Origin of the sequence: uncultured Abiotrophia sp., from assembly GCF_963520105.1 — a bacterium.
GTDB lineage: Bacteria > Bacillota > Bacilli > Lactobacillales > Aerococcaceae > Abiotrophia.
Map to the genome: position 1 here is coordinate 121,471 of NZ_CAUQPN010000001.1, position 25,577 is coordinate 147,047.

Below are 25,577 nucleotides of genomic sequence, written 5' to 3' on the forward strand. Positions count from 1 at the left end.
AATTTCATTGTCTCTTAGGCCATAATAAGAGCCTATGTCAGAAGCAATAAATTTCTGTAAAACTACATATTTATCAATGGAAAGCTTGTCAAATGATTAGAAGCAAATTTCCTAAAAAACATCGTGCAATCTCTCTCTATATATACTATAATAATGGGCGGAGTGAATGAAAGAAGTTAACAAGGGCACTACCTTGGCTCCAGTTCCATTGGTGTGCAGATTCTCATGTAGAGTAGCTTCCTCGTTAGTTTGTTTCTTTCATCGTATATTTTATATAGAGGAGTCAGTCTATGTTTAGTAAGAATAATCGCCAGATGAATGATAAAAAACAGGGCGAGATAATCACGCGCTATACGATTAAGAAGTTTAGCTTTGGCGCAGCCTCTGTAGCAGTAGCCTGTGGTATTTATTTTGCTAATGGTGCAACTGCGGAGGCCCAAGATTATAGCGGTGTAACAAGTAGTGTAGATTACGAAGTAGTGGCCGAAGCGAGCGATCAATCGCTAGCCCCCGAGGTTAACCTAAATCAAGCCTCAGAAGTAGATAGTCTTGCTTCAACGGATCAAGGAAGTGATCCAATAGAATCTAGGGAAAAACTTAAAGAAGAAGAGAGTTTGAATAAGCCCCAAGAATCCTCAGAAGGCCCTATTCATTCTGCTTCTAGTCAAGCAACAAATGAAGATCGACCAGTGCCTTCTGTGGAAGCATTACAGACTAGTCGTTCTCGCCGAGTACGTCGAGATGTTACATCTAATGGTTTGCGGGATGGCAATCCTAATAATACGGTATCGAAGCCTACCTTGGCTGATTCGGAGAATAAGAGACCAGCTGATTTAATGAAGCAAATCAATTGGCTAGATTTATCTGACCCTAATTCAATTTCGAATTTGGACAATGGTTCCCTTAAAGTAGGAACCGTCTATGAAAAAGAAATTTCGCCAGGATATCGGGTTAAATTGACGGTTACGGACTTAAAACCCTTTAACTCAACCGAAATCTATCGTAATCGTGTTCAGGGGACTGAGCATGTAGCTAGCTACAATCCGAATGCTAAGAATACATGGCTGACATATGCGCCTGAATACAATGATCAGCAGAACAATGGAGATGACTACCGTCCTAAAATTATAGGGGCAGCTCAGAACCAATGGACAGCTATTAGAGATCAAGGAATCAATACTAAAGGGCGATTGACCCAATTACAAGTGCCACGCAACGGTGCTAACTATGGGGTGACTTTCAAGGTTGAAGCAACTTATCTTAACAAGCCAGTTAAGGCGACTGTAGTTATGGCCGATGGCGAAGAAGCCAACCCAGGTGAGTATGCTATATTTACTACAAATGGGCAAGGCTGGGAGCACTTGGCTGAATGGAAACGTGTCCGCCCAGATGGGACCGAAATTACGGATACCTATTATGCAATGCTTCCTAACACTGATGGTCAATATATCGGGGAAGAAGGGAGTAAGGTTTATTGGCATGCCTATACTAATCCAGATCAAAAAACGGGGGGGCTAGGTTCCCAAGTTTTTGGTCCTAATGTTTCAAATGGCTATACGGTGCCACTTGTTATGAGTCGTGGGGCTTCTGAAGTGGGAATTTATATTGCTTCTTCCGGTCAACAAGGGGCTATGATAGGTTTTATGGTTGTCGATGAAGGGGATGCTCCTGAAACTTATGGGACAGCAGTTCATGCTATTTCTGGCTACGATGCAGAGACAGGGAATCCTAGCCCTCAACCTTATCTAGGTAGGGTGAAAGCCGATGTTGACACATCTTCTGGCGGTGACTGGGCTCACGATGATAATACAGATCACGCCGATGAAGGGATTAAGCAACTCTTGCCTGATGATTTAGTTAATCAAACTCACAATCTTTTCCGAGCAGATCGTCTTCGTGACGGAAATTACTCCGTTCGTTTCCACGCAAATGCCAATGGCAATGCCAAGGCATATGTTCGTGCTTGGATGGACTTCAACCAAAACGGAAAGTTTGATGATAATGAAGCCAGTGATTTCACTGAAGTAACGGGTGAAGGCGACTTCACTGTTAACTTTAGAAATCATCCGCCGATGACAAATGATCAGGTTAACAAGATTGGGATGCGTGTTCGTATTGCCTTGAATCAAGGGGATATTGAAAAACCTACTGGAACAGCATTTAGTGGGGAAGTAGAGGACTTAGAAGTGCTCTTAACCTATCCACCAAAAGGTGAGAAGAAGGAGACTTTTGGTTTGCAAGGTCAACAACAAAAAGCGACCCTTCACTTTACTCCTCGTGGTGTAGACAAAAACGATGAGAATGCCAAAGCAGCCATTGACACCAACAAAGCACCAATCGTTTTAGATAATACAGGGCAGATCCTAACACCAAATGGTGAGGGATGGTACACTACGACAGAAGGACGCTATAAAGTGACCGCAGATGGCGCTGACGTTAATGTTGTTTTTGAGCCTGCGGCAGGTTTTACTGGTAAAGCAGCAGGGATTAATATTCGTCGTTTTGATACCAACGGATCAGACACTAACTGGACCGCTAAGAACAATGCAGAAGCACCTGTAAGTGATACGCTCAATACTATGGACGCTCGTTATGTTCCAAATGTATTGAAGCATACTGAGAACGTTTCAACCGACGCACAAGGTTTACCACAAGAAAAAGACATCGTCTTTAATGATGGGGATCCAGCCAACACACCTGTTCAGCCATCGGCTAGCAATCCAGCTACTTTCTTAGATGCTGAGGGTAATCCTGTATCAGGAACAAGTATTCCGGCAACTTCTGGTGGTAAGGAAGTCGGGACCTTTAACTTAGATCCAGCAACAGGTCGCGTAACTTTCACTCCAAACAAGTCATTTGTTGGGACGGTAGATCCAGTTAATTTACAAGTAAATGATGCTTCTGGGCAACCTCACCGAGCGACTTACCAACCGAAGGTGACGCCAGTTGTACCAACAGGTCAGAACGCAAGCTCTGAAGGTATTCAAGGGGCTGAGCAATCCGGCAACCTAGTCTTCACTCCAGGTGATAGCCGTGTGCCAATTGATGAAGCCGTTGCACCAACCTTTGACAATGGTAAATCAACTAAGGAAGTTCCAGGTGTTGGGACATATACAGTGGATAATACAGGTCGTGTAACCTTCCAACCACTTCCTGGCTATACTGGTCGTCCAAATCCTGAAACGGTTAAACGTGTGGATAAGAACGGGACAGAAGTAACTGCTACTTACCAAGCCGATGTCAAGGCTGCAACCCCCACAGGCCAAGATACTCAGACTACTGGGCTTCAAGGGCAACTCCAAACTAGCCAACTTAATTTCACGCCGGGTCAAGCAACTGTTAATAACCAAACTCAAACAGTTCCATTGAACCCAGCTGGGCCACAATTCGTTGTGGATGGGCAAGTTCAACAAGGTAATACCTTGACAGTTAGCGACGCGAGTGGCAAGGTACAAGGAACCTATACAGTTAAACCAAATGGGGAGATTAGCTTCCAGCCTGCTCCTGATTTCTACGGAACACCTACTCCTGCACGCCTTCGCGTAACAGACAGCAATGGTTCTACGGCAGATGCAGTTTATCAGCCAAACGTTACACAAGTAACGCCAACCAGTACCAATGCTGAGTCAAGTGGTGTTCAAGGTCAACCACAAAAGGGCACCCCAACCTTTACTGAAGGGAACCCATTAGTACCACTTGATGACACGAAACCAATGACCTTCGAAGACGGTTCAAGCACGAAGAAGGTTCCAGGTGTAGGTGAGTACTCCATCAACCCAGATGGCTCCATTACCTTTACCCCAGACAAGCAATTTGTTGGGACTCCAGCTCCGGTAACAGTTAAACGTGTCGACAAGAACGGCACGGAAGTAACGGCTAAGTATACTCCAACCGTGACTAAGGTAACACCAACTAGCACACCAGCGACTTCTACAGGTGTTCAAGGTCAACCACAGACAGCGACGCCAGTCTTCACCCCAGGTGATCCAGCAGTGCCAATCGATGCGGATAGTCCAATGACCTTCGAGGATGGTTCAAGCACCAAGAAAGTCCCAAATGTCGGGACCTATGTCATTGGGTCAGATGGCTCTATTACCTTTACTCCAGACAAGCAATACGTTGGAACACCAGATCCTGTAGTTGTAAAACGTGTTGACAAGAATGGGACTGAAGTGACGGCTACTTACACGCCAACCGTAACGAAAGTGACGCCAACTAGCACTGATGCCACATCGAACGGTGTTCAAGGCCAACCACAAACTGGCACCCCAGTCTTCACACTAGGTGACTCAGCAGTGCCAATCGACTTGGATAGTCCAATGACTTTCGAAGACGGTTCAAGCACGAAGAAGGTTCCAGGTGTAGGTGAGTACTCCATCAACCCAGATGGCTCCATTACCTTCACCCCAGACAAACAATATGTCGGGACCCCAGCCCCAGTTACTGTTAAACGTGTGGATAAGAATGGTACGGAAGTGACGGCTAAGTATACGCCAACCGTAACAAGAGTCACCCCAACCAGCACGCCAGCCACTTCAACAGGTGTCCAAGGTGTGCCACAAACCGGCAGTCCAGTCTTCACACCAGGTGACTCAGCCGTGCCAATCGATGTGGATAGTCCAATGACTTTCCAAGACGGTTCAAGCACGAAGAAGGTTCCAGGTGTAGGTGAGTACTCCATCAACCCAGATGGCTCCATTACCTTCACCCCAGACAAGCAATATGTTGGGACCCCAGATCCGGTGACAGTTAAACGTGTCGACAAGAACGGTACGGAAGTAACGGCTAAGTACACTCCAACCGTAACAAGAGTCACTCCAACCAGCACACCAGCGACTTCGACAGGTGTTCAAGGTCAACCACAGACAGCGACGCCAGTCTTCACTCCAGGTGACCCAGCAGTGCCAATCGATGTGGATAGTCCAATGACCCTCGAGGATGGCTCAAGCACTAAGACTGTGCCAAACGTCGGTGTCTACTCCATCAACCCAGATGGTTCCATTACTTTCACGCCAGACAAGCAATACGTAGGGACACCAGCTCCTGTCACGGTCAAACGTGTAGACAAGAACGGTACACCAGTCACCGCGACTTACACTCCATCTGTGACCAAGGTAACGCCAACTAGCACGCCAGCCACTTCAACTGGAGTGCAGGGCAAGAAACAAACGGCTCGTCCAGTCTTTACGCCAGGGAATTCATCGGTGCCAATGGATGATACCGTGCCAATGACCTTCGAAGACGGCACCACCACTAAGACCGTCATCGGCGAAGGGGTCTACACCATCCAAGCAGATGGCTCCATCGAGTTTGTTCCAGAGAAGACCTTCACGGGCCAAGGTTCACCATTGACGGTTAAACGCGTCGATAAGAATGGCACCCCAGTGACGGCTACTTACCAAGCAACGGTTGTCCCAATTAAACCAGGTGCCAACAACGACTACTCTTCAGGCGTGGTTAACCAAGCCCAAACAGGTCAAGTTAAGTTTGTGCCGGGTTCTGCCAATATTGACGGCACTGAACAAAGCGTGGACTTAGTCCCAGGCAGCCTCAAGTTTGTGGTCAATGGTCAAGCTGTGGCTGACACCACTATTCCAGCTTTGGACCAAGCAGGCAAGCAAGTCGGGACCTACAGCTTATCCCAAGACGGAACCGTGACCTTCACACCAAATCCAGGTTATGTGGGTCAACCAGTCCCAGCTCGTGTTCAAGCCACTGACGTAAACGGGACAACTGCTGAAGCGACTTACTCACCAGTTGTCAACGCTAGCGTGACTAGCGAGGGCATGAAGGGTCAAAGTCAAAGCAAGTTACCAGACTTCAAGGGCCAAGTGGATACCAAAGTTCCAGCTTACCTTGAAGGTGGGGTCACCAGCGTGACCGTTCCAGGACAAGGGACTTACACCGTCAACCCTGAGACAGGGCAAGTGACCTTCACGCCAGAAGCAGACTTTGTTGGACAAGCGACACCAATTACCGTTATCCGTCGTGATGTCAACGGGAAAGAACTGAAGATTCAGTACATTCCAACCGTTTACGGACAAGCCAAGACACAAGATACGACTTCAACCGGCTACCCAGGTGAAAAACAAACCGGGACGCCAGTCTTTGAAGGCGATGTGGATCTAACCATCCCAGCTACCTTCGAAAATGGTCAAACTGAATTAACCGTACCAGGGGAAGGGACTTATGTTCTTAACCCAGATGGTTCTGTGACCTTCACACCAGAAGCAGGCTTCTTAGGCCAAGCAAGCGGTGTGACCGTGGTTCGGGTTGACCGCAACGGGCGCAAGGTGACGGCACAATATGTGCCAACCGTTGTGCCAGTGCCAGTCGCTCCAAGTGAGCCAGAAGTGCAAACACAAGGGCTCTTACCAGCAACGGGTGAAGCCCCAGACTATAGCTTCTTCTCAGGTGTGGCCTTGACAATCTTAGCAAGTGTCGGCCTAGTTGCGACGCGCAAACGCCAAGCGACAGATGAAGACTAAAGCCTAGTCAAAATCCCTCAGCCTTCTTAGCAAGGACTGAGGGATTTTTTCTGCTTAAGCAAGTAAACACTGGGTGCTAGCTAGCCTTGAGCAGGACTCTTATGCTAGAATACAAGAAAGGAGTGTGACGGGGAATGGAGTTAGGAATCATTGAAGCTTTTGTGCGTCAACGTATGGCGCAAGATAAGACGGGGCATGATATTCAGCACCTTGAGCGTGTGGTTGCCAATGCTAAACGTTTGATGGCAGCTGAATCACAACCTATAAAAACCTCCATTGTGCTAGCTGCCGCTTGGTTGCATGATGTCATTGATGATAAGGTGACATCGAATCCAGCGCAAGCGCGCAGAGAAGTAGCAGAGCTTCTAATACAAGCAGGCGCAACTTTGCCAGAGCGAGACGCCATTTTAGAGATTATGGACCGTCAGTCTTTTAGTAAAAACCTGCAAGAAAGGCAATCTCTGTCACTCGAGGGACAGGTTGTGCAAGATGCAGACCGATTAGATGCCTTAGGGGCAATTGGTATCGCTCGTACCTTCTATTATGGAGGTTCACGAGGACATGATCTCTATAATGACTTGCCTCCTCGTGATTTGTCCCAGTTAAGTCAAGAAGATTATCGTCAAAATCAGAGCAGCCTTGCGCATTTTGATGAGAAATTATTAAAGCTAGCTGACTTGATGAATACTGCATCAGGCCGTGCTATAGCCCAAGATAGAACTGCTTTTATGCGCCAATACCTGGCACAATTCTGGGCTGAAATCAAAGGAGAATAATAGATGGATACACTAATCGTGAAGAAGAAAGCCAGTCAAGGGCTAAAAAAGGGCAAGGCGTTGATTCAGTTAGCTGACATCATGGAGTCAGAAGTAGCTGAGCGGCTAGCCGAAGGAAGTGTAGTAGGCTTAAAGTCGGTGACGGGGCAGTGGCTGGGACTCATGCTAGTCGGGCGCCAACAGAAGGGCTTAGGCTGGTTGTTAACTCAGAATAGTCAGCTAGACGCTAACTGGTTAGAGCAACGGGTTCAAGCTTCCTTGTCTCAGCGTCAGTCCTATTTTAACCGTTCAGACTTAACTGCCTTTCGCCTTATCAATGGAGAAGGTGATGGCTTGGGCGGGGTGACAGTGGATTGGTATGCAGGATTTATCCAACTTAACTGGTATTCTCAAGGGATTTATCAATATCGAGATGATTTAGTATCAGCTCTTAAAGCTCATGTTCCCGACATCTTGGGAATCTATGAAACTCAGCGCTTTGATCAACAAGTGGCTGAACAAGCTATTAACCATCTTGAAGGGCAACTTGCACCTGCCCCAGTCATTATTCGTGAAAATGGCATTCACTATGCCATCCATCTCGGACAGGAATGGATGACAGGTCTCTTTTTGGATCAGCGGCAGGTGCGAGACTATATCATGCAGGGAGCTGCTGGCAAAAGTCTCTTAAACCTCTTCAGTTATACAGGTGGTTTCTCAGTAGCGGCCGCAATGGGGGGCGCAAGCCAGACCGTTAGTGTAGATGTGGCTAATCGAAGCCTAGCTAAGACCCAGGAAAACTTCGCGTTGAATGGGATAGAGACGCCTAGTCAAGCGCATGAAATTCGTGTCATGGATGTCTTCGACTATATCCGCTATGCTAAGCGAAAAGGACTGACCTTTGATCGAGTTGTATGTGACCCACCTAGTTTTGCGCGCACGAAGAAATATACCTTCTCTGCCCTTAAAAATTATGGCCGGCTTGCGGCAGATCTTTGGTGTTTGGTGGCCCCAGGTGGTCAATTAGTCTTATCTACCAATCACTCAGCCTATCCTTTAGAACGCTTTAAAGCAGATTGCTTAGCAGCGTGTCCGGGTGCTGAACTGCAGGCTAGTTTTGGCTTGGGAGAGGATTTCCCGCGGTCAGAAGATGAGCGCAGTGACTACTTGAAAGTATTAGTCCTGGCCAAGGGGACCAAGGGCTAATTATTGTGATAAGGCGCTTTAATTTTTAGCTATTCTATGATAGAATTGTAGGGAATAGGTAGCAACCTAATTAGAGGAGGGATTTAAGATATGCAATGTCCAAACTGTGGCAAGCCAGTCAGAAGTAAGACGCACTGTGCCCGTTGTGGTTATTCATTTGCGGATAAAAAAGTGGTGAGGGAACCACATTATGAGAATGATGAAGCATTCGATTCGAATACAGTTCTGCCTCATGATGATTTACACCAGACAACGGAGTATGAAGCGTGGCGTAATACCCAAGAAATTCAGAATTTTGATTTTTCATCCCAAGATGATGAGGAAGAATTAGTCCCTGAATTCAAACCAAAACGTCGTCGTGGTTTCATGCGAGTTATCTTCAGTATTCTACAGATGGTGCTTGTTTTAATTCTTTTATTCTTGGCTTTCCTATATGGTCCGGAGTTACCTAAGTACTTACCACAAGCCTTGAATGCCGTGGGAATTAAATGGGGAAATCAAAATACTGAAACACCAACATCATCAAGCTCTAGCCAAGTAGCGCAGGAGTCCAGCAAGGAAGAATCAAGTAGTACGTCAAACCTTCAAGCCAAAAGTAAACAAGCAGATCTTTCTGCCTATCCTTTTGTGACGGTCACTTTGACTTTTGAGCAACCATTAGAGAATTTGACCCGTGATACATTCAAGTTTTCCGTAGATGGTAGCGACTTAACAGACTACTCTTTAGTCAAGGAAGCTAACAATTTAGTCTTACGTTATGTGGACCCAAGCTATCAAATTACTAAAGCAGCTGGCAGTAAGGTGTCCTTGGCCATCAAGGCGGACAGCCTTAACTACACCGAACAACTTGAATATCAAACACCGGATTTAGGTCTGAGTCAAGATCAAGTGAAAGCTTTAGAGGCAGCCTTCAAGTCCGATGGTAAACAAGTCTTGGCTCTTCAAGAAGTCGGTAGCAAAGCTCCTTACTTATCAAGTACTAAGTCTAGTGACGCATCTAACCTTTTTGCATGGTTTGTATTAGCACGGACCTATCAATTGATTGATGAGAAAAAGTTTGAACTAACAACTGAAGTTGAAATTCAAGAAGATCTCCGTGTAGGGACGGGAGAGACAGCTATGGCAACACACGCTATTGGTTCGAAGATTACTATCCAAGAATTAATTGATGCAGTAGTGGTAGCCCAAGATGCAACAGCTATGAATTACTTAATTCAACAAGTAGGTGGCGCAAATGAATTGAATCTCTGGCTTAATAGCCAAGGCTACTATTCAACAAAGATTAGTGCTAATCTAGCATTGAATGAGGCAGGTGATATTACAGGTGTGACCACAAGTGCCTATGACTTGGCTAATTTGTTGAATCAGCTGGCCCAAGATAAGTTAGTTAATAATAAGGTGAGTGCAGCGCTTAAAGAAGCCGTTCTTAAGACTCCGGTTTCCACCAAGTTCCCAACAGACCTGAAAGATGTAACACGACGTTATGAAATGACGACACCTGATCAAGTGGGGAGTATGCACCATTATGCGGCAATTATTGAGATGAACGGAAAATCCGTGATTGTTGTAGTTCTTGGTGCACCTGGCGAAGGAGAAACCGCGAATACTAATGTGGCTTCAATCGTGAAGACCTTAGTGGAGTTTGCCCAAGGCCAAACTAATGCAACTGAATCAAGTGCTTCAAGTAGTGAATCATCAACTGCGAGCAACTCATCTGCTCCTGAGTTGCCTACTCAGGCTGAACTTAACAACCCTAACGTAGAACCTGCACCTGTTTTTGATTATTTCGATGATGATGGTGACGGTGTCCTCGATTCTACTCCACGTCAAGGACGTTGGTATTGGGATACAGGTCGAGGTACCTGGCTCTATTACTAAGATAAAAAGCTGAGACAGTAGTAATACCTGTCTCAGCTTTTTTTAGTCTAAGTTGGCAAATTCTCTAGGCCTCTTTCTTGACATGAGGATTGGGAAGCAAACGGTTGACTATAATGGCAATGGCGGAACCGATGATAGCGTCCAAGATGCGATTAGCGCCATAATCTAAGAGGTGTTCCTTGGGGGTGTTAAGGAAGACGACGAAGAAGGTAGCACTTGAATTAACGACACTAGCGGGGTGGTTGAAAGCATTACAAAAGACGATAACTAAGAGAATCCCCAAGCTAGCTCCTAAAACCCGATAGATAGGTAAGGGCAGATTCATCCAGAGGGCAATCTGAGTCAGCAGAATAGCAATCACTACACCTAACGTATTGCCGAAGAGGCGGATGCGCCCAAATTTAACAGAGGTTTCATGTTCGGTCCTCAAGGTGAAAACTGCTGCGATAGCCGCCAAAACGGCAGGTTGACGATTCAAAAGTTCGAAAAGAGTGATAGTCAAACCAACCGCAATAGTAGTCTTGAAGGTCCGCATGCCCACTTTAAAGGATTTGAGGTCGAGATTAAGTTTCATATAGGGTATCTTCCTTTGTCAGACTTTCTTAGGCTTAAGTGTATCAAAAAAAGAACTTAGGGACAAACCATTTGATAGTTCACCTAAAAGGTGTATAATAAAAGGACAAGTAATCTATTGAATGAGGTGATAAGTATGAATCAAGCTCTTATCAGTATCGTACTTAATGCAGTCAAAGAAAAATATGTAACCGAAAAGGCTTTTTATACAGATAAACTGGGTATTAGCGCACAGAGCTGGGATCGCTTCAAGAAGGGAGAACAGGGCCTGAAATATGAGAATGTTAAAATTCTGTCGACCCTTTTTACAGATTATGAATGGATGCTAGTTCAAAAGGTGGTTCGTAATGCTGAACGTCTGAGTGATGTCATGGCCAATCCAGTCAAAGAATACCAGTATCTCAAGTATCAGATAGCCCGCCGTTGGATTCATCAAGGGATGGCCCGTATGGAGTGGCACCACAGCGAACCTAATGAGGAAAGCTCAAATCGCAAATCCAACATGATGATTTTACAAGTAATTGCTGATTATCATATCTGGGGTTATAGTGATGTCTTAGAATTACGGTTACCAGGCATTATTCGTCAGCAAATTGAGGGCGATGAGATTAAACTCTTGGAATGGTTTGATAACCAATTGAATGGACAGCTGTAGTAACGATTAAGTAAATCAAATCCCAAGGAGGTGACCCATGACTAAAAGAGGTAAAAGCTACTATGCTAAAAAGAAAAAGAAGAGTAGCAAGTGGAGCTGGAAAAAAATAAAGACTCGTTGGCGCAAATTCCGCTTAGCTCTCTATCAAAAATTAGGCAAGGGAACCGTTATGGGGATTGGACTCATGCTGGTATTGTTCTTGACCTATCAAGTTATCCAAGATCGAAGCGGTCAACCTGACAACAATACTCAGATTCAACATGTTAGCCGTGAATCGTTTGTTCAAAAGTTAGTTCCTACGGCTCAACGCTTACAGAAAGAGTATGGAGTTTTGGCTAGCGTTTCCTTGGCCCAAGCCATGGTTGAGTCAGATTTCGGCCAGAGCCAGTTAGCGGCTAATTACTACAATCTCTTTGGTGTCAAAGCCGCAGCAGACGATCCTAATGGCGTGGATTTAGAGACTAAGGAGTATGTCAATAATGAGTGGGTAACCATCGTGGATCGTTTCAAAGTTTATAAATCTTGGGAGGACTCCCTGGTTAAGCATGCTGAACTAATTTTCTATGGAACTTCTTGGAACGCTAAGCAGTACCAGGCGGTCTTAGAGGCCAAGGACTATCAGTCCCAGGCTCGCGGTTTGCAGTCGTCAGGTTATGCGACGGATCCAGATTATGCTGATAAATTAATTGCAATGATTGAAGAATGGCAACTAACTCAATATGATCAATAATTTTAAAATTGTGTAGGTTTCAGTTATAAAGTATGGTAAACTAGTAAGGTGTGAATGAGATAAAGGAGGTGGCACTGTGCCAGAAAAACACTATCCAGGTGAAACAGTAGGGATAATTGGTTCTAGCATTCATGCTGCCCTTCTGGCTCAAGCGGCAGGGAAATTAGGCTACCGTGTAGCGAGCCTAGTTCTGAATCCAGATAATTTAGTGCGGCAATTTGCAACTTGGCAGACAGTGGCCGAAGCATATGATGAAGCAACCTTGAGATTTTTCGCTGGGCGTATTGATACCGTAATTGTAGAGCCGGGACTCTTGTCTAATTTGGCATTTAAGGTTTTAGCCGATATTACGGATGTTACGCTATCGGAAGACTTGCGGGCTATTGCCACAGACCGTCTGATTGAAAAGGCCTATCTAGATGAGAAACGTTGCTTGGTGGCGCCTTTTGCTATGGTGACTTCGCTAGAGGATGTCAAGGAGGCAGTAGAGTTTATCGGCTTCCCTTGCTATCTCAAATATACCCAACGGCACATTGAAGCTGTGAGCAGCCATCTCATTCTTTATAGCGAGGCTGACTATGAAGCTGCTCAAAACAAAATTGCCTTGGGAACCTGTATACTTGAGGCTTGGATTCCTAGCGAAAAAGTAGTCTCCTTGTCGGTGGTTCGGAACGAACGAGGGGAACTCCTGGTCTATCCACCATTTGAACAAGTTCAATCTAGTGCAGTGAGTGGTACGCAGGTCCGCTACCCAGTCAAACTCCATGAAGAAGTTGAGCGAGAAATCCGTCGCTTGGGGCGCTATTTAGTCGAGACTTTAGCCTTAGTGGGCTGTATGACCATTGATTTTCTGGTGACTTCTGCTGGCGTGGTCTATATTAATAGTGTTGAGATAGGCGCTAAGGACGCAGCCATGTTTACTCTAGGTGCCATGTCCTTGTCCTGTTATGAAGCCATGGTGCGCTCAGTAGTCGGATTACCTCTGCCTAGTCTAGTACCTTTGGCTGATGCGGCCATCGCCTTACCTCTAGAAGCCTTAAATGCTGAGCAGGTCATGACCCAATACATGTTACGGACTGACTGGGGTTTCGCTCTCTTTAATCCAATGGGACGTAATCCTCTGGATTTAGAAGGACAAGTCATTGTCACAGGGGAAAGTTTGGCTCATTGTCAACGTCAGATTGAGTTGACGGATATCTTGAAAAAATAAGAAATAGGTAGCCTTATGGCTACCTATTTTTGTTTATAAGTGTTAAGAAGTCATTTCTAGCCTTAAGAAAAAATCCGCCAAACTTAGCCCCAGCCTTGCATTCTGAGCTAATTCACGCTAGACTAGAGAACAGGGGTTTCAGGTCCAGCCTGGAACGACAGATTGTATAAGGAGGGTTTCCATTTGGTGGAACATCAAGAAGAAAAACAACAACCTTTTCTCTATCGCTTTTTGGTAGGGATACTGATTGGCTCTGGTTTTATTGTGCCAGGGGTTAGTGGCGGGGCCTTAGCTGCTATTTTTGGGATTTATGAGCGCATTATTGGTTTCTTGGCCAACCTAACTAAGAACTTCAAAGAAAATATCCTCTATTTTATTCCGGTAGGACTGGGGGCGCTTTTCGGTATTGTCCTCTTCTCCTTTGGGGTCAGCTACCTATTAGCTAACTATGCTACTATCGTTTCTTGGTTCTTTGTCGGCTGTATCCTAGGATCCGCGCCTGCTTTATGGCGGGAAGCTGGTAAAGAAGGGCGCAGCCACAAGGACTTATGGGTCTTAGCTGGATCTTTTATCTTTGGGATTGTGCTTTTACAGTTTGGTAGCCATCTCTTTAATGGCCAAGTCGAGGCTAACTTCATTTCTTGGTTTATCTCCGGGGCGCTGATTGCTTTAGGGATTCTAGTACCTGGCCTTAGCCCATCTAACTTTATCCTTTATATGGGACTCTATGAGAAAATGGCGACAGGATTTAAGCAGTTAGACTTAGCCGTTCTGATTCCAATTGGCTTGGGTGGCTTGGCGACCATTATCTTGCTTTCTAAGCTGATTGAGCGTATTTTCCGCAGTCATTACAGTGTCTTCTTCCATTTTATTTTTGGGATTGTCCTTGCTTCAACGATTGAGATTATTCCAAGAGAGTACACTGGCTTTGGCTTACTCCAATACCTGCTCTGCTTCCTTACCCTACTTTTGGGGACAGGGATGGGTTGGTGGATGGCCCAGCTTGAAGAAAAATATAAGTAAAACAAAAGCCCGGGAAACCGGGCTTTTCTTTAGGCATAGAGCTTGCGCCAATCGTAGGGAGCCAAACTTTTGACGCGTTTAAAGGCAGCAGAAAAGTTGAATTGATTGGTATAACCGACTTGCCGGGCAATAGATTGGATGGATAATTGGCGATTAGTTAGGAGCTGGCATGCAATATTCATGCGGTAGTTAAGAATAAATTGAGAAGGAGTTAAGCCCATTTCCTGTTTGAATAACTTGCTAAAGTAATTGCGATTCAGGTTGCAATGTTGTGCGATATCATCAATCGAGATAGACTCAGCAAAATGATCTTGAATAAAACGAATGGCCTCGCGAATATAAAAGTTGTGAACATCATTCTGAGGTAGCAATTGCGTATGATTAGAGTAACGAATCAGGGCATCCATGACTAGGTAAAGTTGACCAATTAAGAAAGACTCATGTTGCTTAGGGTTATTAATCAGTTGCATGAGGGGTGCCATGATGTTATCTTGCACAGACTGCTGCTTAGGTTTAAAGAGATAATTAGAAGTATTAAAACCTGCTTCCTGTAAAAAGTACTTAGCTTTTAGACCATTAAACTCAATCCAACAATAGGTCCAAGGGTCGGATTCATCCGCTTCATAGGCACAAATGCAGTCAGGTGTCATCAAGAAACTCTGCCCAGCAGAGAGTGTTTGTGCCTTCTGGCCTACCAGTGAAAAGCGCCCTTGGCCAGATAGAATGTAATGGAAGAGATAGTTATGGGTTTGCGTGGGTCCCATGCGATGCAAGGGGGCGCAAGCCTCGCGACCAAATTGAATAGGATAAAGTTCAATAGACGTTTTGTTGTGGAAGACATAGAATTCTGCTTGGCTCATAGGGATCCTCCTTTTCTCAATTATAGTAAACGCTTTAATGATTAGTCAAACTTTATATTCTCTAAAGCGCTATTATATATCTGAAAATCATCTTATAACTTAAAAACGAATAAAGGAAGTGACATTTAACTATTCGATGGCTTGGAATGACATGTTATAGTTAGCTTAAACAAAGTTCATTATGACAAGGACTTACTTATCAATTATTCTTGGATTAGGCAACCCTAGAAACTCATTTTTTGAAAGGAGCACATAAACAATGGAAGTTATTTTCGATAGTAGTCAACAAGTCTTCCACCTACGCAACCAGAAGCTGTCATATCTGATTCAGTTGGAACTTTTTGGTTATGTCACTCATCTCTATTTTGGCCAGCGCTTGGAACATTACAGTGGCATAGCGGCTTATCCACGGATTCATCGCGATTTTGAAGTGGAGTCGGTCGAGTTTGGAGCAGATGTACGTGATTTCTCGGTTGGGAATTTGCTTTATGAATATAGTCAATACAATCGTGGGGATTTCCGGCACCCAGCCCTAGTCTTACGTCATGCTGATGGCTCCACGGCCAGTGATTTTCGGTATGACCGTCATGAAATTGTGGCGGGCAGTCCAACCTTGGAAGGTCTCCCTCATACGAAAGTAGATGGTGGTCAAGAGGCCGTCACCCTCAAACTCTACCTTAAAGATGCACTTAAATCGCTAGAACTCGTCCTATCCTATACGATTTTTGAGGACCAAGCAGTAGTGGTGAGATCAGTCGCTCTTCACAATAAGGGCAGTGAGACAAGTCGGATTGAGAAAATTTCCAGTTTTCAATTGGATTTGTCGCCACGTCAAGCAGAACTTATCCACTTAAACGGTACCTGGGCTCGGGAACGATTCGTGGAGCGTGAGGCTATCCATCATGGTATTAAAGTTCTAGATAGTAAACGAGGAACGAGCAGCCACCACCAGAGTCCTTATATGGCTATCGTAGCGCCTGAGACGACTGAACATTTAGGTCAGGCTTTGGGTGCCCAGCTCATTTACAGTGGCAGCTTTGAGATGTCTGTTCAGATGGACTCCTATGATCAAATTCGACTTCAGGCCGGCATTCAATCGCTAGGAATGGATTGGGAGTTGGCTCCTGGGGAAAGCTTCCAAACTCCACAGGTTGTCTTGGCTTATAGTAATCGTGGTTTGAATGGCTTATCCCAAGCTTATCATGATTTTGTCAGTCAGCATTTGATTCCGAGCCGCTTCCGTGGTGTGGAAAGACCGATTCTCATAAATAACTGGGAGGCAACCTATTTTGACTTTGATCAACCTAGATTGCATGCCTTGATTGACCAAGCAGCTGATCTTGGAGTTGAACTCTTCGTCCTAGATGATGGTTGGTTCGGCCAACGTAACCATGATAATAGTTCGCTGGGTGATTGGTTTGAACAGGAAAGTAAATTGCCACAGGGCTTGGTAGGTTTATCGGATTATGTCCATGGAAAAGGGATGAAGTTTGGACTCTGGTTTGAACCTGAGATGATTTCAGAAAATAGTAATCTCTTTCGAGAGCATCCTGAGTGGGCCATCCAGACACCCGATCGAAGTTTGACACCTGGTCGTCAGCAATTAGTCTTGAATATGGCCAATCCAGATGTCCGAGATAACCTATTCCAACAGATTAGCAAAATCCTGAATCAAGTACCGATTGACTATATCAAGTGGGATATGAACCGTCATCTTACTGAAGTCTATGCTCTACATTTACCTAGCCAAGCTCAGGGACAGGTAGCTCATCGTTATACTTTGGGGGTCTATGATCTCATGGAACGGTTGACTAAGGCCTATCCTCACATTCTATTCGAAAGTTGTTCAGGCGGGGGAGGTCGTTTTGACTTAGGTATTCTCGCCTATATGCCACAAACCTGGACGTCGGATAACACGGATGCTGTAGAGCGCCTGAAGATTCAGTACGGGACCTCTATGATGGTGCCACAGCACACCATGGGAGCCCATGTGTCCGCAGTGCCTAACCATCAGACACATCGTGTGACCCCTCTCGCGACTCGGGCTCAGGTCGCCTACTTTGGTGATTTTGGTTATGAGCTTGATTTAACCAAACTGCCAAAAGAAGAACTTGAAAGCATTCGACAACAAGTGAACTTCTACAAGCGACATCGTGCTCTCTTCCAGTTTGGTCGTTTTAGTCGCCTGCAAAGTCCTTTCCAGGATAAGCTGACAGCCTGGATGGTGGTTAGCCCAGATCAAGATCAGGCAATGGTCTTGTTGGCTCAGACTCTAACTCAAGCTTCCATGCCATTGCAGGTGCTTAAGTTACAGGACTTGCGCCCAGAAAGGCGCTATCAAGTGAAATCAGAGGAGCAAGAATTTGTCGCTACCGGGGCAGAACTGATGCAAGCAGGATTCTATGTCTTTCCACAATTGGAGGGTGACTATGCCAGTCGACTCTACCACGTCAAGGCATTAGTAGATTAAGAATTAGACATTCAGCACCTGGTTTCAGGTGCTGTTTTTTAGGTCTTGAGGTAAAAATAAACTTCCCATTATATCATATATGATATAATGGGAAGTTTTCTTATTAGTTGTTTTCTAAGAAATACTTAAATTTTCACGCTTAGCAGTCAAAATTCATAAGAAATTCGTAATTTTCCAGTATAATAAGGGACATGAATGAAGTAATGAGGTGATCATAATGGCCAGTCAAACAAGTTTTAGAAGCCGTCTTTGGCAAGGCTTCAAAGGCATCTGGCGGTATTACCGTGGCTGGAAATGGTTAATCCTTATCGGCATGTCAATCATGCTAGTCATGTCGACCTACCTGGTTTTTATCGCTAAGACGACCAATGTGGCTATGCTACAAGATGCACTCAAGACGGTTACGACCATCTATGATAAGAATGACCAAGAAGCTGGGACACTGAGTGCCCAGAAGGGAACCTATATAAATTTAGACCAGATGTCTACTACTATACGTGAAGCGGTGGTGGCGACGGAAGACAAGCGATTTTATCAGCATAACGGATTTGATGCCCAAGGGATAGGGCGCGCTCTAGTGCGATTTGTAATCAATCGTAATACCTCTGGCGGGGGCGGCTCGACCTTGACCCAGCAACTGGTTAAGAATGCCTTCTTGACCTTAGACCAAACCTTGCAACGTAAGCTTAAGGAATTCTTCCTAGCCTTGGAAGTCGAGAAGCAATTCAGTAAAGACCAGATTCTAGAGATGTATCTCAATCATGCCTACTTTGGTAATGGGGTCTGGGGTGTCGAAGATGCCTCGCAACGTTATTTTGGTCACTCGGCAGCCAGCCTGTCTTGGAATGAGGCAGCGGTTCTGACAGGTATTCTCAAAGGGCCATCGCTCTTTAACCCTATTGATGACTACGAGGCGGCAATCGAACGCCGTAACGTAGTAGTTGGTCTCTTGGAACAGGAGTCAGTGATTGATAGTCAAACGGCGCAGTCAATTAAATCTTCGGGTATTGAACTTCATGATGCCTATGTGGCTAAGGAGCAGGACCAATATCCGGCCTATTTCGATGCGGTGTTAGATGAGGCGGTAGCTGAAACAGGGATTCCTGAAGCGGACTTGCTGGCTAAGGGCTATAAGATTTATACCTACCTGAATCCCGAATACCAAAATGCGCTAGATTCTGCCTATCAAGTGCAGGGGATTTTCCCAGATGATAATACGGGAACTCCATTAGTACAGAGTGCCTCAGTTGTGGTAGAGCCTTCAACAGGTGGTGTGATGGCCATCTACGGTGGGCGAGGTGACTACGTTCACCGTGGTTTTAACCGGGCAACTGACATGAGACGCTCGCCGGGTTCTACGATCAAGCCACTAGCGGTTTATGAACCTGCTCTAGAAGCGGGTTATAAAATTAATAGTCAGGTGCCTGACCAGGTAAAATCCTATGGGAACAACCATTACGCACCGGAGAACTATGATCGTCAGACGGATCCATCTGGTCAAGTCCCACTTTATTATGCCTTAGCCCAAAGTAAGAACACTTCGGCCGTCTATTTAATGGACCAACTGGGGATTGGTAAGTCAGTGCAAAAGTTAGATCAATTTGGTCTCAAGATTCAAGCTCAAGACCAACAACTCACCTTGGCCTTAGGCGCCCTCAGCCAAGGGGTATCGCCTTTGCAGATGGCTAGTGCCTATGCAGCTTTTGCCAACAAGGGGATTCGTAATGATAGCTACTTAATTCGTCAAATTAAAGACGCCAGTGGCCATATTATCTATCAGAATACTCGCCCAACTAAATATATGGTAATGACACCACGAGTAGCAGCTGATATGACTAGCATGATGCTGGAAACTTATGGTGGTAATGGGACCGGTTATGGTGCCGGACCTAGTTTTGGTCAAATCGCGGGTAAAACAGGGTCAACGGAAGTATCGGACGGCAACATGGCAACTCGTGATAAATGGATGATTGGCTATACACCAGATTTTGTTATTGCTTCTTGGGTAGGCTTAGATAAGTCTGGGGAGCAATCACTGGATGATTTAATGCCTAGCGGTATGCGCCAGCTCTTCTCAATTCAGACTACTAATCTCATGTCGGCATCGCCACAGACTTCATTTGGTCTAGAAATGGCTTCGCAGATGACAACTGATACCAACCCAATTGCTGATGCAGTTCAGCACTATAATGTTGGAGAAACCATTGATCAGGGAGCCAAATGGGTTAACCAAAATGCGGGTAACCTATGGGACGACATTGTCTTCACCACCAAGGAAGCTGTGCGTGGTGTGGGTGATTGGTGGCGCTCGATTGACTGGCCATTTTAAGCTAGATAGTTAGAGAAAGCAGGGGCCTCGGTCCTTGCTTTTTACTGGCTAGGGGGATAAAATAGAAAATGAGTTTTGTGTCTTAAATTCTATGATGCGCTTGTCTTATTAGGTGCCTCTGCAGGCCTATTTATTAGCTTAATGAATCCAAAATTTTGAAGTTGAAGGAGTCTCTTTATGACCTTACGAAGTAAATTAGCGACCGGAGTAGGTCGCTTAACCCGCTGGGCTCTCACGACCTTTACCAGTGGTGGTTCTAGCCTGCCAGGTAAACTGGCCCTAGCCCTAGATCCAAATCTTCTGGCCGAGTTGGCAAAGAACTATGATGTCGTCATTATTACTGGTACTAACGGTAAGACCTTAACGACAGCACTAACGGTACACGCCTTAGCTCAGTCTTACGACCACATCCTGACTAATCCAACAGGTTCTAATATGAAGCAAGGGATTGTGTCCACCTTCCTGTCTGCGCCTGCCTTACCTAAAGGGCAACGAGGTGTAGCCGTTCTGGAAGTCGATGAGGGCTCCCTTAAACACGTGGTTAAGGCACTAGCTCCTAAGGCTTTTGTCCACACCAACGTCTTTCGAGATCAAATGGACCGCTATGGCGAAATCTATACTATTTATAAACTCATGGCGGACGCTGCTAAGCAAGTGCCAGAATCGACTGTGATTGCCAATGGAGACTCTCCTCTATTTAATTCAGTGGCTTTGCCTAATCCTCGAGTATACTTCGGTTTTGATCATGAAGAGGACCATGAGGTAACGCCTCACTATAATACGGATGGTATTCTCTGCCCAGAATGCCAGCATATCCTTCGGTATCACAGCAATACTTATGCCAACTTAGGGAAATACTATTGCCCGCATTGTGGCTTCAAACGTCCAGATTTAAATTATCGCGTGACGGCTCTGGAAGAATTAGCGCTGACTCATTCGCGTTTTGCCATTGAAGGACATGAATACGCTATTCCAGTAGCAGGGCTCTATAATATCTATAATGCCTTAGCAGCCTATAGTGTGGCTCGTGAATTTGGTGTATCTCCTGAGGCCATTGAAGCTGGCTTTAAGCAAGCAGAGCGGGTATTCGGCCGGCAAGAGTTTTTCCAAGTAGGGGATAAGAAAGTCCTTCTTAACTTGGTTAAGAATCCAGTCGGCTTGGATCAGGTCTTAGCGCTTATTAAATTAGATCCTGAACCTTATAATCTAGTGGCCATTCTCAATAACCGCTATGCGGATGGGACAGACGTCAGCTGGATTTGGGATGGGCATTATGAACAGATGGTTGATTTCCCAATTCAAGAAGTTTATACAGCAGGGATGCGGGTTAAGGATATGACCAAGCGTCTTGAGGTAGCAGGGCTTGATTCAGAGCGTATCCATGAGCTAGATAGCCTTGAGGCGGTTGTTGCGGCTATCGAAGCGAGCACGACACCTCATATTCATATCTTGGCTACCTATACCGCCATGTTAGATTTACGTAAATTACTAGTAGCCAAGGGCTACCTGAAACAATAAAACGGGAGGGCTAGATTGAATGAAAACTTTACGAATCTGCCATCTCTATGGCAATCTCTTGAATACCTATGGAGATAACGGTAATCTCCTCATGTTACAGTATCATGCTAAACAAGCCGGCTATCAAGTAGAAACAAAATTGGTCAGTCTAGGTGATGATTTTAAGGCGGATGACTACGATATCGTCTTTATTGGTGGTGGGCAGGATTACGAGCAGGGGATTATTGCGCGCGATATTGGCCGTCTAAAGGATGAATTAGAGCGTTATATTGAATCAGATGGCGTCTTGCTTGCCATTTGTGGTGGCTTCCAATTTTTGGGTCAATACTATATGACAGCAGAAGGGCAGAGAATTGAATGCCTAGGTATTTTTCCACATAAGACAGAACGCCAAGAAGGCACTCGCTTCATCGGGGATATTGAAATCTATGATGAAGTCAATCAAGTGACTTATTATGGCTTTGAAAATCATAATGGGGTGACCACACTAGGTCCCAATCAAGCACCGCTTGGTCGCGTAGTGACCGGTCATGGGAACAATGGCCAAGACAAAACCGAGGGTATGCACTATCGCAATACTTATGGTAGCTATTTCCACGGCCCGCTTCTAGTACGGAATGAAGGTTTAGCAAAACATTTGGTAGCATTGGCTATTGCCAATCATGAAGCTAAGAAGGCTTCAAAAGTCTGAGCCAGCTATAAAGGATTAAAGAGAGACTAGTCGCCTAGTCTCTTTTCTTGTGCCTTAAGTAAGAGGTGATGGCGAATTTCTGAAGAAATTTCACAAATATAATCTCAGGATGTAGGTAATTAAATGAGAAGTTCGTGATAACTAGTTACTAGCTTTGACTTCTGTGTTTGTCCATCTAAGGATTATTTTCAGAAAAATGAAAAACTACCTTGCAATAAGATTAGAAATACGTTAAAATTATGGCATCCTAAAAAGAAAAGAGGTATCTCTATGACGAATGAAAAGACCAAATCGTCTGCCTATAATTTTATAAACAATGTATTGAATGGGACAGCCATTGCTATCGTAGTAGCTTTGATTCCTAATGCAGTCTTGAAGGCGGCGCTCACAGCCCTTCAGAGCAATTACCCTGCTATTAAGCCATATTTAGTGGACTACTTAAATATTATTACCATCTTCCAGTTCTTCATTCCTGTTATGGCCGGGTTCTTGATTGCACATCAATTCAATATGAAGCCAATGCAGATGATTGCGGTCGGTGGGGCTACCTTTATCGGGTCTGGCGCTTGGAAAGCGGTTGAAGCAACCATCGGTGACAAGACAGGCCAAATCTTCCAACTTGCCGGGACAGGAGATTTGATTAATGCTATGGTAACGGCAGCTCTTGCGGTAGCTGTCATCCAGTTAGTGGGTCACCACTTCGGTGCGCTAGAAATTATCCTCTTACCAATTGTGGTAGGTTCCGGAGTCGGTTTACTTGGTTACAAGCTCCTTCCATATGTTAAACAAGTGACAGATACGATTGGTCACGTAATTGAAACCTTCGTACAATATCAACCATTCGTAATGAGTATCTTAATTTGTATGTCTTTTGCTATCTTAATCTTAACCCCAATTTCAACCGTCGCGATTGGCTTAGCTATTTCATTATCTGGCCTATCAGCTGGGGCGGCCTCTATGGGGGTCGGGACTACGGCTCTATACTTAGTCTGGGCAACTCATAAGAAGAATAAGCCAGGTGTTCCAACAGCGATTGCTTTGGGGGCTATGAAAATGATGATGCCTAACTATCTGACTCATCCAATTATGTCAGCCGGGCTTCTCTTATCTTCAGCTATTACAGCTGTTTTGGTTCCAGTCTTTAACTTGACAGGGACACCACAAACCTCTGGTTTCGGTTTAGTTGGTTTGGTTGGCCCAATCGCTTCCTTACCAAGTTTAGGAAATAACTTCTTACTCATGCTCCTCATCTGGGTGGCTGTGCCAGCAGTGGTAACTTTCCTAGTTCACTTCCTCTTCACCAAAGTCTTGAAACTCTATGATGAAGAAATTTTCGTATTCAAAGGTTCTAACTAATCTCATTATTATATTGGAGGAATAGACAATGACAACACCAGAACAAATGGATTGGAATAATCTAGGTTTCGGCTATACCGATACAGGCAAACGTTACCGTGCATACTACCGCAATGGTGCTTGGGAAAAGGGCGGCATTACAGAAGATGCCACCATTACCATGAGTGAAGCGGCTAACGTTTTACACTATGGTCAAACATGTTTTGAAGGTTTGAAGGCTTACCGCACCAAATCTGGTGAAATTAACCTTTTCCGCGTTGATCAAAATGCGGCGCGTATGCGCCGTTCTGCTGAGCGTCTCTTGATGCCGGCCTACCCAGAGGATTGGTTTGTTGAAGCAGTTAAAGAGGTGGTAGCAGCTAATGCGGATTGGGTGCCACCTTATGAATCAGGCGCGACACTTTATATCCGTCCTTTCCTCATCGGCTTGGGAGCATCAATTGGGGTTTCACCTGCAGATGAATACCTCTTCGGAATTTATGTATCTCCTGTAGGTGCCTACTTCAAGGGTGGATTAACTCCAAGTAACTTTGTTGTATCGGATTATGACCGTGCAGCGCCACAAGGGACAGGGGCTGCTAAGGTAGCAGGTAACTATGCTGCCAGCCTCTATCCAGGTAAGAAGGCTAAATTAGATGGTTATACTGACGCTATCTATTTGGACCCAGCAACCAAGACTAAGATTGAGGAGGTTGGGGCTGCTAACTTCTTCGGGATTACTAAGGATAAGAAATTCGTTACGCCATTATCTCCTTCTATCTTGCCATCTATTACCAAGTATTCACTCTTATACTTAGCCAAAGAACGCTTGGGCTTGGAAGTAGAAGAAGGCGATGTGTATGTTGATCAATTAGATCAATACGTAGAAGCTGGTGCTTGTGGGACGGCTGCCGTTATCAGCCCAGTTGGCTCAATCACAGTTGGTGATAAGAAGTATGTCTTCCATTCTGAAACAGAAGTGGGGCCAATCACTAAACGTCTTTATGATGAATTAGTGGGCATCCAATACGGAGATGTTGAAGCTCCAGAAGGCTGGATTCAAAAAGTACCAGTTAAATAATCAGGATTAAGGGGCAGGAACTCAAGTTCCTGCCTTTTTGTTATGGAAAAATTATAGGTTCAGAAGGATAGAATTTCAGATGGGTTGAGCTAGCTAGCTTTGCTGATTCTTTGATTGACTATTGAGCTCTTTTCCCTTATCATTACTAGTTGGGACAGTGAAATTTGCGCTTAAAAATACCCAAGAAAGGATGCTTAGTGTGGCACAGTTTTATTTTAAGTATGGCGCCATGAATAGTGGGAAATCGATTGAGATTATTAAGGTGGCCCATAACTACGAAGAACAAAATAAACCGGTTGAACTTTTTACCAGTGCCATTGATACGCGCGTTGACGTAGGAATTGTCAATAGTCGGGCAGGTTTCCAACGCCAAGCCACGCCTATTACAGAGGACATGGACCTATTTGAGACTATTAAGGATTTGACGCCTAAGCGTTACTGCATCTTAATTGACGAATCGCAATTTCTCAGCAAAGAACACATTTTGCAGCTAGCGCGAGTAGTGGATGAACTTGATATTCCAGTCATGTGCTTTGGCCTTAAAAATGACTTCACCAATGAACTTTTTGAAGGGTCAAAATATCTCTTGCTCTACGCTGATAAGATTGAAGAAATTAAAACCATCTGTTGGTTCTGCCACCGCAAGGCCATAATGAATTTGCGGATTTCAGATGGCAAGCCTGTTTATCAAGGTGAACAAATTCAAATCGGGGGAAACGAGTCTTACTACCCGGTTTGCCGTCGCTGTTACAAGAATCCCGGATTAATTAAGTAA

General features: G+C 45.0%; 17 protein-coding genes. 15 read left to right on the plus strand and 2 right to left on the minus strand.

From position 1 onward, the window contains the following. Positions 1 to 290 precede the first annotated feature (290 nt). From RWO08_RS00575 to RWO08_RS00590, 4 genes are all read left to right on the plus strand, one after another. On the plus strand, positions 291 to 6,488 hold the full coding sequence (locus RWO08_RS00575) for a CshA/CshB family fibrillar adhesin-related protein (RefSeq protein WP_314211001.1): 6,198 nt from the start codon (positions 291 to 293) through the stop codon (positions 6,486 to 6,488). A gap of 134 nt (positions 6,489 to 6,622) precedes the next feature. Next, positions 6,623 to 7,264 carry an HD domain-containing protein gene (locus tag RWO08_RS00580; protein WP_314211002.1) on the plus strand — a complete coding sequence of 214 codons (642 nt, stop codon included), beginning with the start codon at positions 6,623 to 6,625 and terminating at the stop codon, positions 7,262 to 7,264. Between the two features lie 3 nt (positions 7,265 to 7,267). Continuing rightward, entirely contained in the window at positions 7,268 to 8,449 is a 1,182-nt protein-coding gene (locus RWO08_RS00585) for a class I SAM-dependent rRNA methyltransferase (RefSeq protein WP_314211003.1), read from the plus strand. A 90-nt stretch (positions 8,450 to 8,539) separates the two neighbouring features. Continuing rightward, positions 8,540 to 10,327 carry a serine hydrolase gene (locus RWO08_RS00590; RefSeq protein WP_314211004.1) on the plus strand — a complete coding sequence of 596 codons (1,788 nt, stop codon included), beginning with the start codon at positions 8,540 to 8,542 and terminating at the stop codon, positions 10,325 to 10,327. A gap of 64 nt (positions 10,328 to 10,391) precedes the next feature. Here the strand turns inward: RWO08_RS00590 and RWO08_RS00595 are convergent, their stop codons facing one another. Beyond that, a complete protein-coding gene (locus RWO08_RS00595) occupies positions 10,392 to 10,901 on the minus strand; it encodes an aromatic acid exporter family protein (protein ID WP_070755221.1) in 510 nt (169 codons plus the stop codon). A 135-nt stretch (positions 10,902 to 11,036) separates the two neighbouring features. Here RWO08_RS00595 and RWO08_RS00600 point away from each other — a divergent pair, with 135 nt between their 5' ends. The 4 genes from RWO08_RS00600 (at position 11,037) to RWO08_RS00615 (ending at position 14,518) form a co-directional block, all read left to right on the plus strand. Then, a complete protein-coding gene (locus RWO08_RS00600; RefSeq protein ID WP_070755222.1) occupies positions 11,037 to 11,555 on the plus strand; it encodes a hypothetical protein in 519 nt (172 codons plus the stop codon). Between the two features lie 37 nt (positions 11,556 to 11,592). Next, positions 11,593 to 12,285: a glycoside hydrolase family 73 protein gene (locus tag RWO08_RS00605; protein WP_311464952.1), complete on the plus strand. Its 693-nt coding sequence runs from the start codon at positions 11,593 to 11,595 to the stop codon at positions 12,283 to 12,285. A 76-nt stretch (positions 12,286 to 12,361) separates the two neighbouring features. After that, positions 12,362 to 13,495, plus strand: a complete 1,134-nt coding sequence (locus RWO08_RS00610; RefSeq protein WP_291454930.1) for an ATP-grasp domain-containing protein — start codon at positions 12,362 to 12,364, stop codon at positions 13,493 to 13,495. Between the two features lie 183 nt (positions 13,496 to 13,678). Beyond that, complete coding sequence (locus RWO08_RS00615) at positions 13,679 to 14,518, plus strand: DUF368 domain-containing protein (protein ID WP_399495689.1); 840 nt, start codon at positions 13,679 to 13,681, stop codon at positions 14,516 to 14,518. A gap of 29 nt (positions 14,519 to 14,547) precedes the next feature. Here the strand turns inward: RWO08_RS00615 and RWO08_RS00620 are convergent, their stop codons facing one another. Then, complete coding sequence (locus RWO08_RS00620; protein ID WP_314211005.1) at positions 14,548 to 15,378, minus strand: AraC family transcriptional regulator; 831 nt, start codon at positions 15,376 to 15,378, stop codon at positions 14,548 to 14,550. A 259-nt stretch (positions 15,379 to 15,637) separates the two neighbouring features. Between RWO08_RS00620 and RWO08_RS00625 the strand changes: the two genes are divergently transcribed. From RWO08_RS00625 to RWO08_RS00655, 7 genes are all read left to right on the plus strand, one after another. Beyond that, the gene (locus tag RWO08_RS00625; RefSeq protein WP_314211006.1) at positions 15,638 to 17,848 is read left to right on the plus strand and encodes an alpha-galactosidase; all 2,211 of its coding nucleotides are present in this window, start codon (positions 15,638 to 15,640) and stop codon (positions 17,846 to 17,848) included. Between the two features lie 217 nt (positions 17,849 to 18,065). Continuing rightward, positions 18,066 to 20,177, plus strand: a complete 2,112-nt coding sequence (locus tag RWO08_RS00630) for a PBP1A family penicillin-binding protein (RefSeq protein ID WP_314211007.1) — start codon at positions 18,066 to 18,068, stop codon at positions 20,175 to 20,177. A gap of 177 nt (positions 20,178 to 20,354) precedes the next feature. Beyond that, the gene (locus RWO08_RS00635) at positions 20,355 to 21,695 is read left to right on the plus strand and encodes a Mur ligase family protein (RefSeq protein ID WP_314211008.1); all 1,341 of its coding nucleotides are present in this window, start codon (positions 20,355 to 20,357) and stop codon (positions 21,693 to 21,695) included. A gap of 19 nt (positions 21,696 to 21,714) precedes the next feature. After that, entirely contained in the window at positions 21,715 to 22,386 is a 672-nt protein-coding gene (locus RWO08_RS00640; protein WP_314211009.1) for an adenosylcobyric acid synthase, read from the plus strand. Positions 22,387 to 22,650: 264 nt separating this feature from the next. Further along, a complete protein-coding gene (locus tag RWO08_RS00645; protein WP_311465576.1) occupies positions 22,651 to 23,742 on the plus strand; it encodes a PTS sugar transporter subunit IIC in 1,092 nt (363 codons plus the stop codon). Between the two features lie 28 nt (positions 23,743 to 23,770). Beyond that, on the plus strand, positions 23,771 to 24,802 hold the full coding sequence (locus RWO08_RS00650; protein ID WP_314062542.1) for a branched-chain amino acid aminotransferase: 1,032 nt from the start codon (positions 23,771 to 23,773) through the stop codon (positions 24,800 to 24,802). Between the two features lie 199 nt (positions 24,803 to 25,001). Continuing rightward, positions 25,002 to 25,577 (plus strand): thymidine kinase, encoded by a 576-nt coding sequence (locus RWO08_RS00655; RefSeq protein ID WP_291454503.1) that lies wholly within the window; start codon positions 25,002 to 25,004, stop codon positions 25,575 to 25,577.

Excerpts from the sequence above, each read along its gene's own strand:
- RWO08_RS00575 (WP_314211001.1), top strand. The coding sequence starts at position 291 with ATGTTTAGTAAGAATAATCGCCAGATGAATGATAAAAAACAGGGCGAG.
- RWO08_RS00580 (WP_314211002.1), top strand. The coding sequence starts at position 6,623 with ATGGAGTTAGGAATCATTGAAGCTTTTGTGCGTCAACGTATGGCGCAA.
- RWO08_RS00585 (WP_314211003.1), top strand. The coding sequence starts at position 7,268 with ATGGATACACTAATCGTGAAGAAGAAAGCCAGTCAAGGGCTAAAAAAG.
- RWO08_RS00590 (WP_314211004.1), top strand. The coding sequence starts at position 8,540 with ATGCAATGTCCAAACTGTGGCAAGCCAGTCAGAAGTAAGACGCACTGT.
- RWO08_RS00595 (WP_070755221.1), bottom strand. The coding sequence starts at position 10,901 with ATGAAACTTAATCTCGACCTCAAATCCTTTAAAGTGGGCATGCGGACC.
- RWO08_RS00600 (WP_070755222.1), top strand. The coding sequence starts at position 11,037 with ATGAATCAAGCTCTTATCAGTATCGTACTTAATGCAGTCAAAGAAAAA.
- RWO08_RS00605 (WP_311464952.1), top strand. The coding sequence starts at position 11,593 with ATGACTAAAAGAGGTAAAAGCTACTATGCTAAAAAGAAAAAGAAGAGT.
- RWO08_RS00620 (WP_314211005.1), bottom strand. The coding sequence starts at position 15,378 with ATGAGCCAAGCAGAATTCTATGTCTTCCACAACAAAACGTCTATTGAA.
- RWO08_RS00625 (WP_314211006.1), top strand. The coding sequence starts at position 15,638 with ATGGAAGTTATTTTCGATAGTAGTCAACAAGTCTTCCACCTACGCAAC.
- RWO08_RS00630 (WP_314211007.1), top strand. The coding sequence starts at position 18,066 with ATGGCCAGTCAAACAAGTTTTAGAAGCCGTCTTTGGCAAGGCTTCAAA.
- RWO08_RS00635 (WP_314211008.1), top strand. The coding sequence starts at position 20,355 with ATGACCTTACGAAGTAAATTAGCGACCGGAGTAGGTCGCTTAACCCGC.
- RWO08_RS00640 (WP_314211009.1), top strand. The coding sequence starts at position 21,715 with ATGAAAACTTTACGAATCTGCCATCTCTATGGCAATCTCTTGAATACC.
- RWO08_RS00650 (WP_314062542.1), top strand. The coding sequence starts at position 23,771 with ATGACAACACCAGAACAAATGGATTGGAATAATCTAGGTTTCGGCTAT.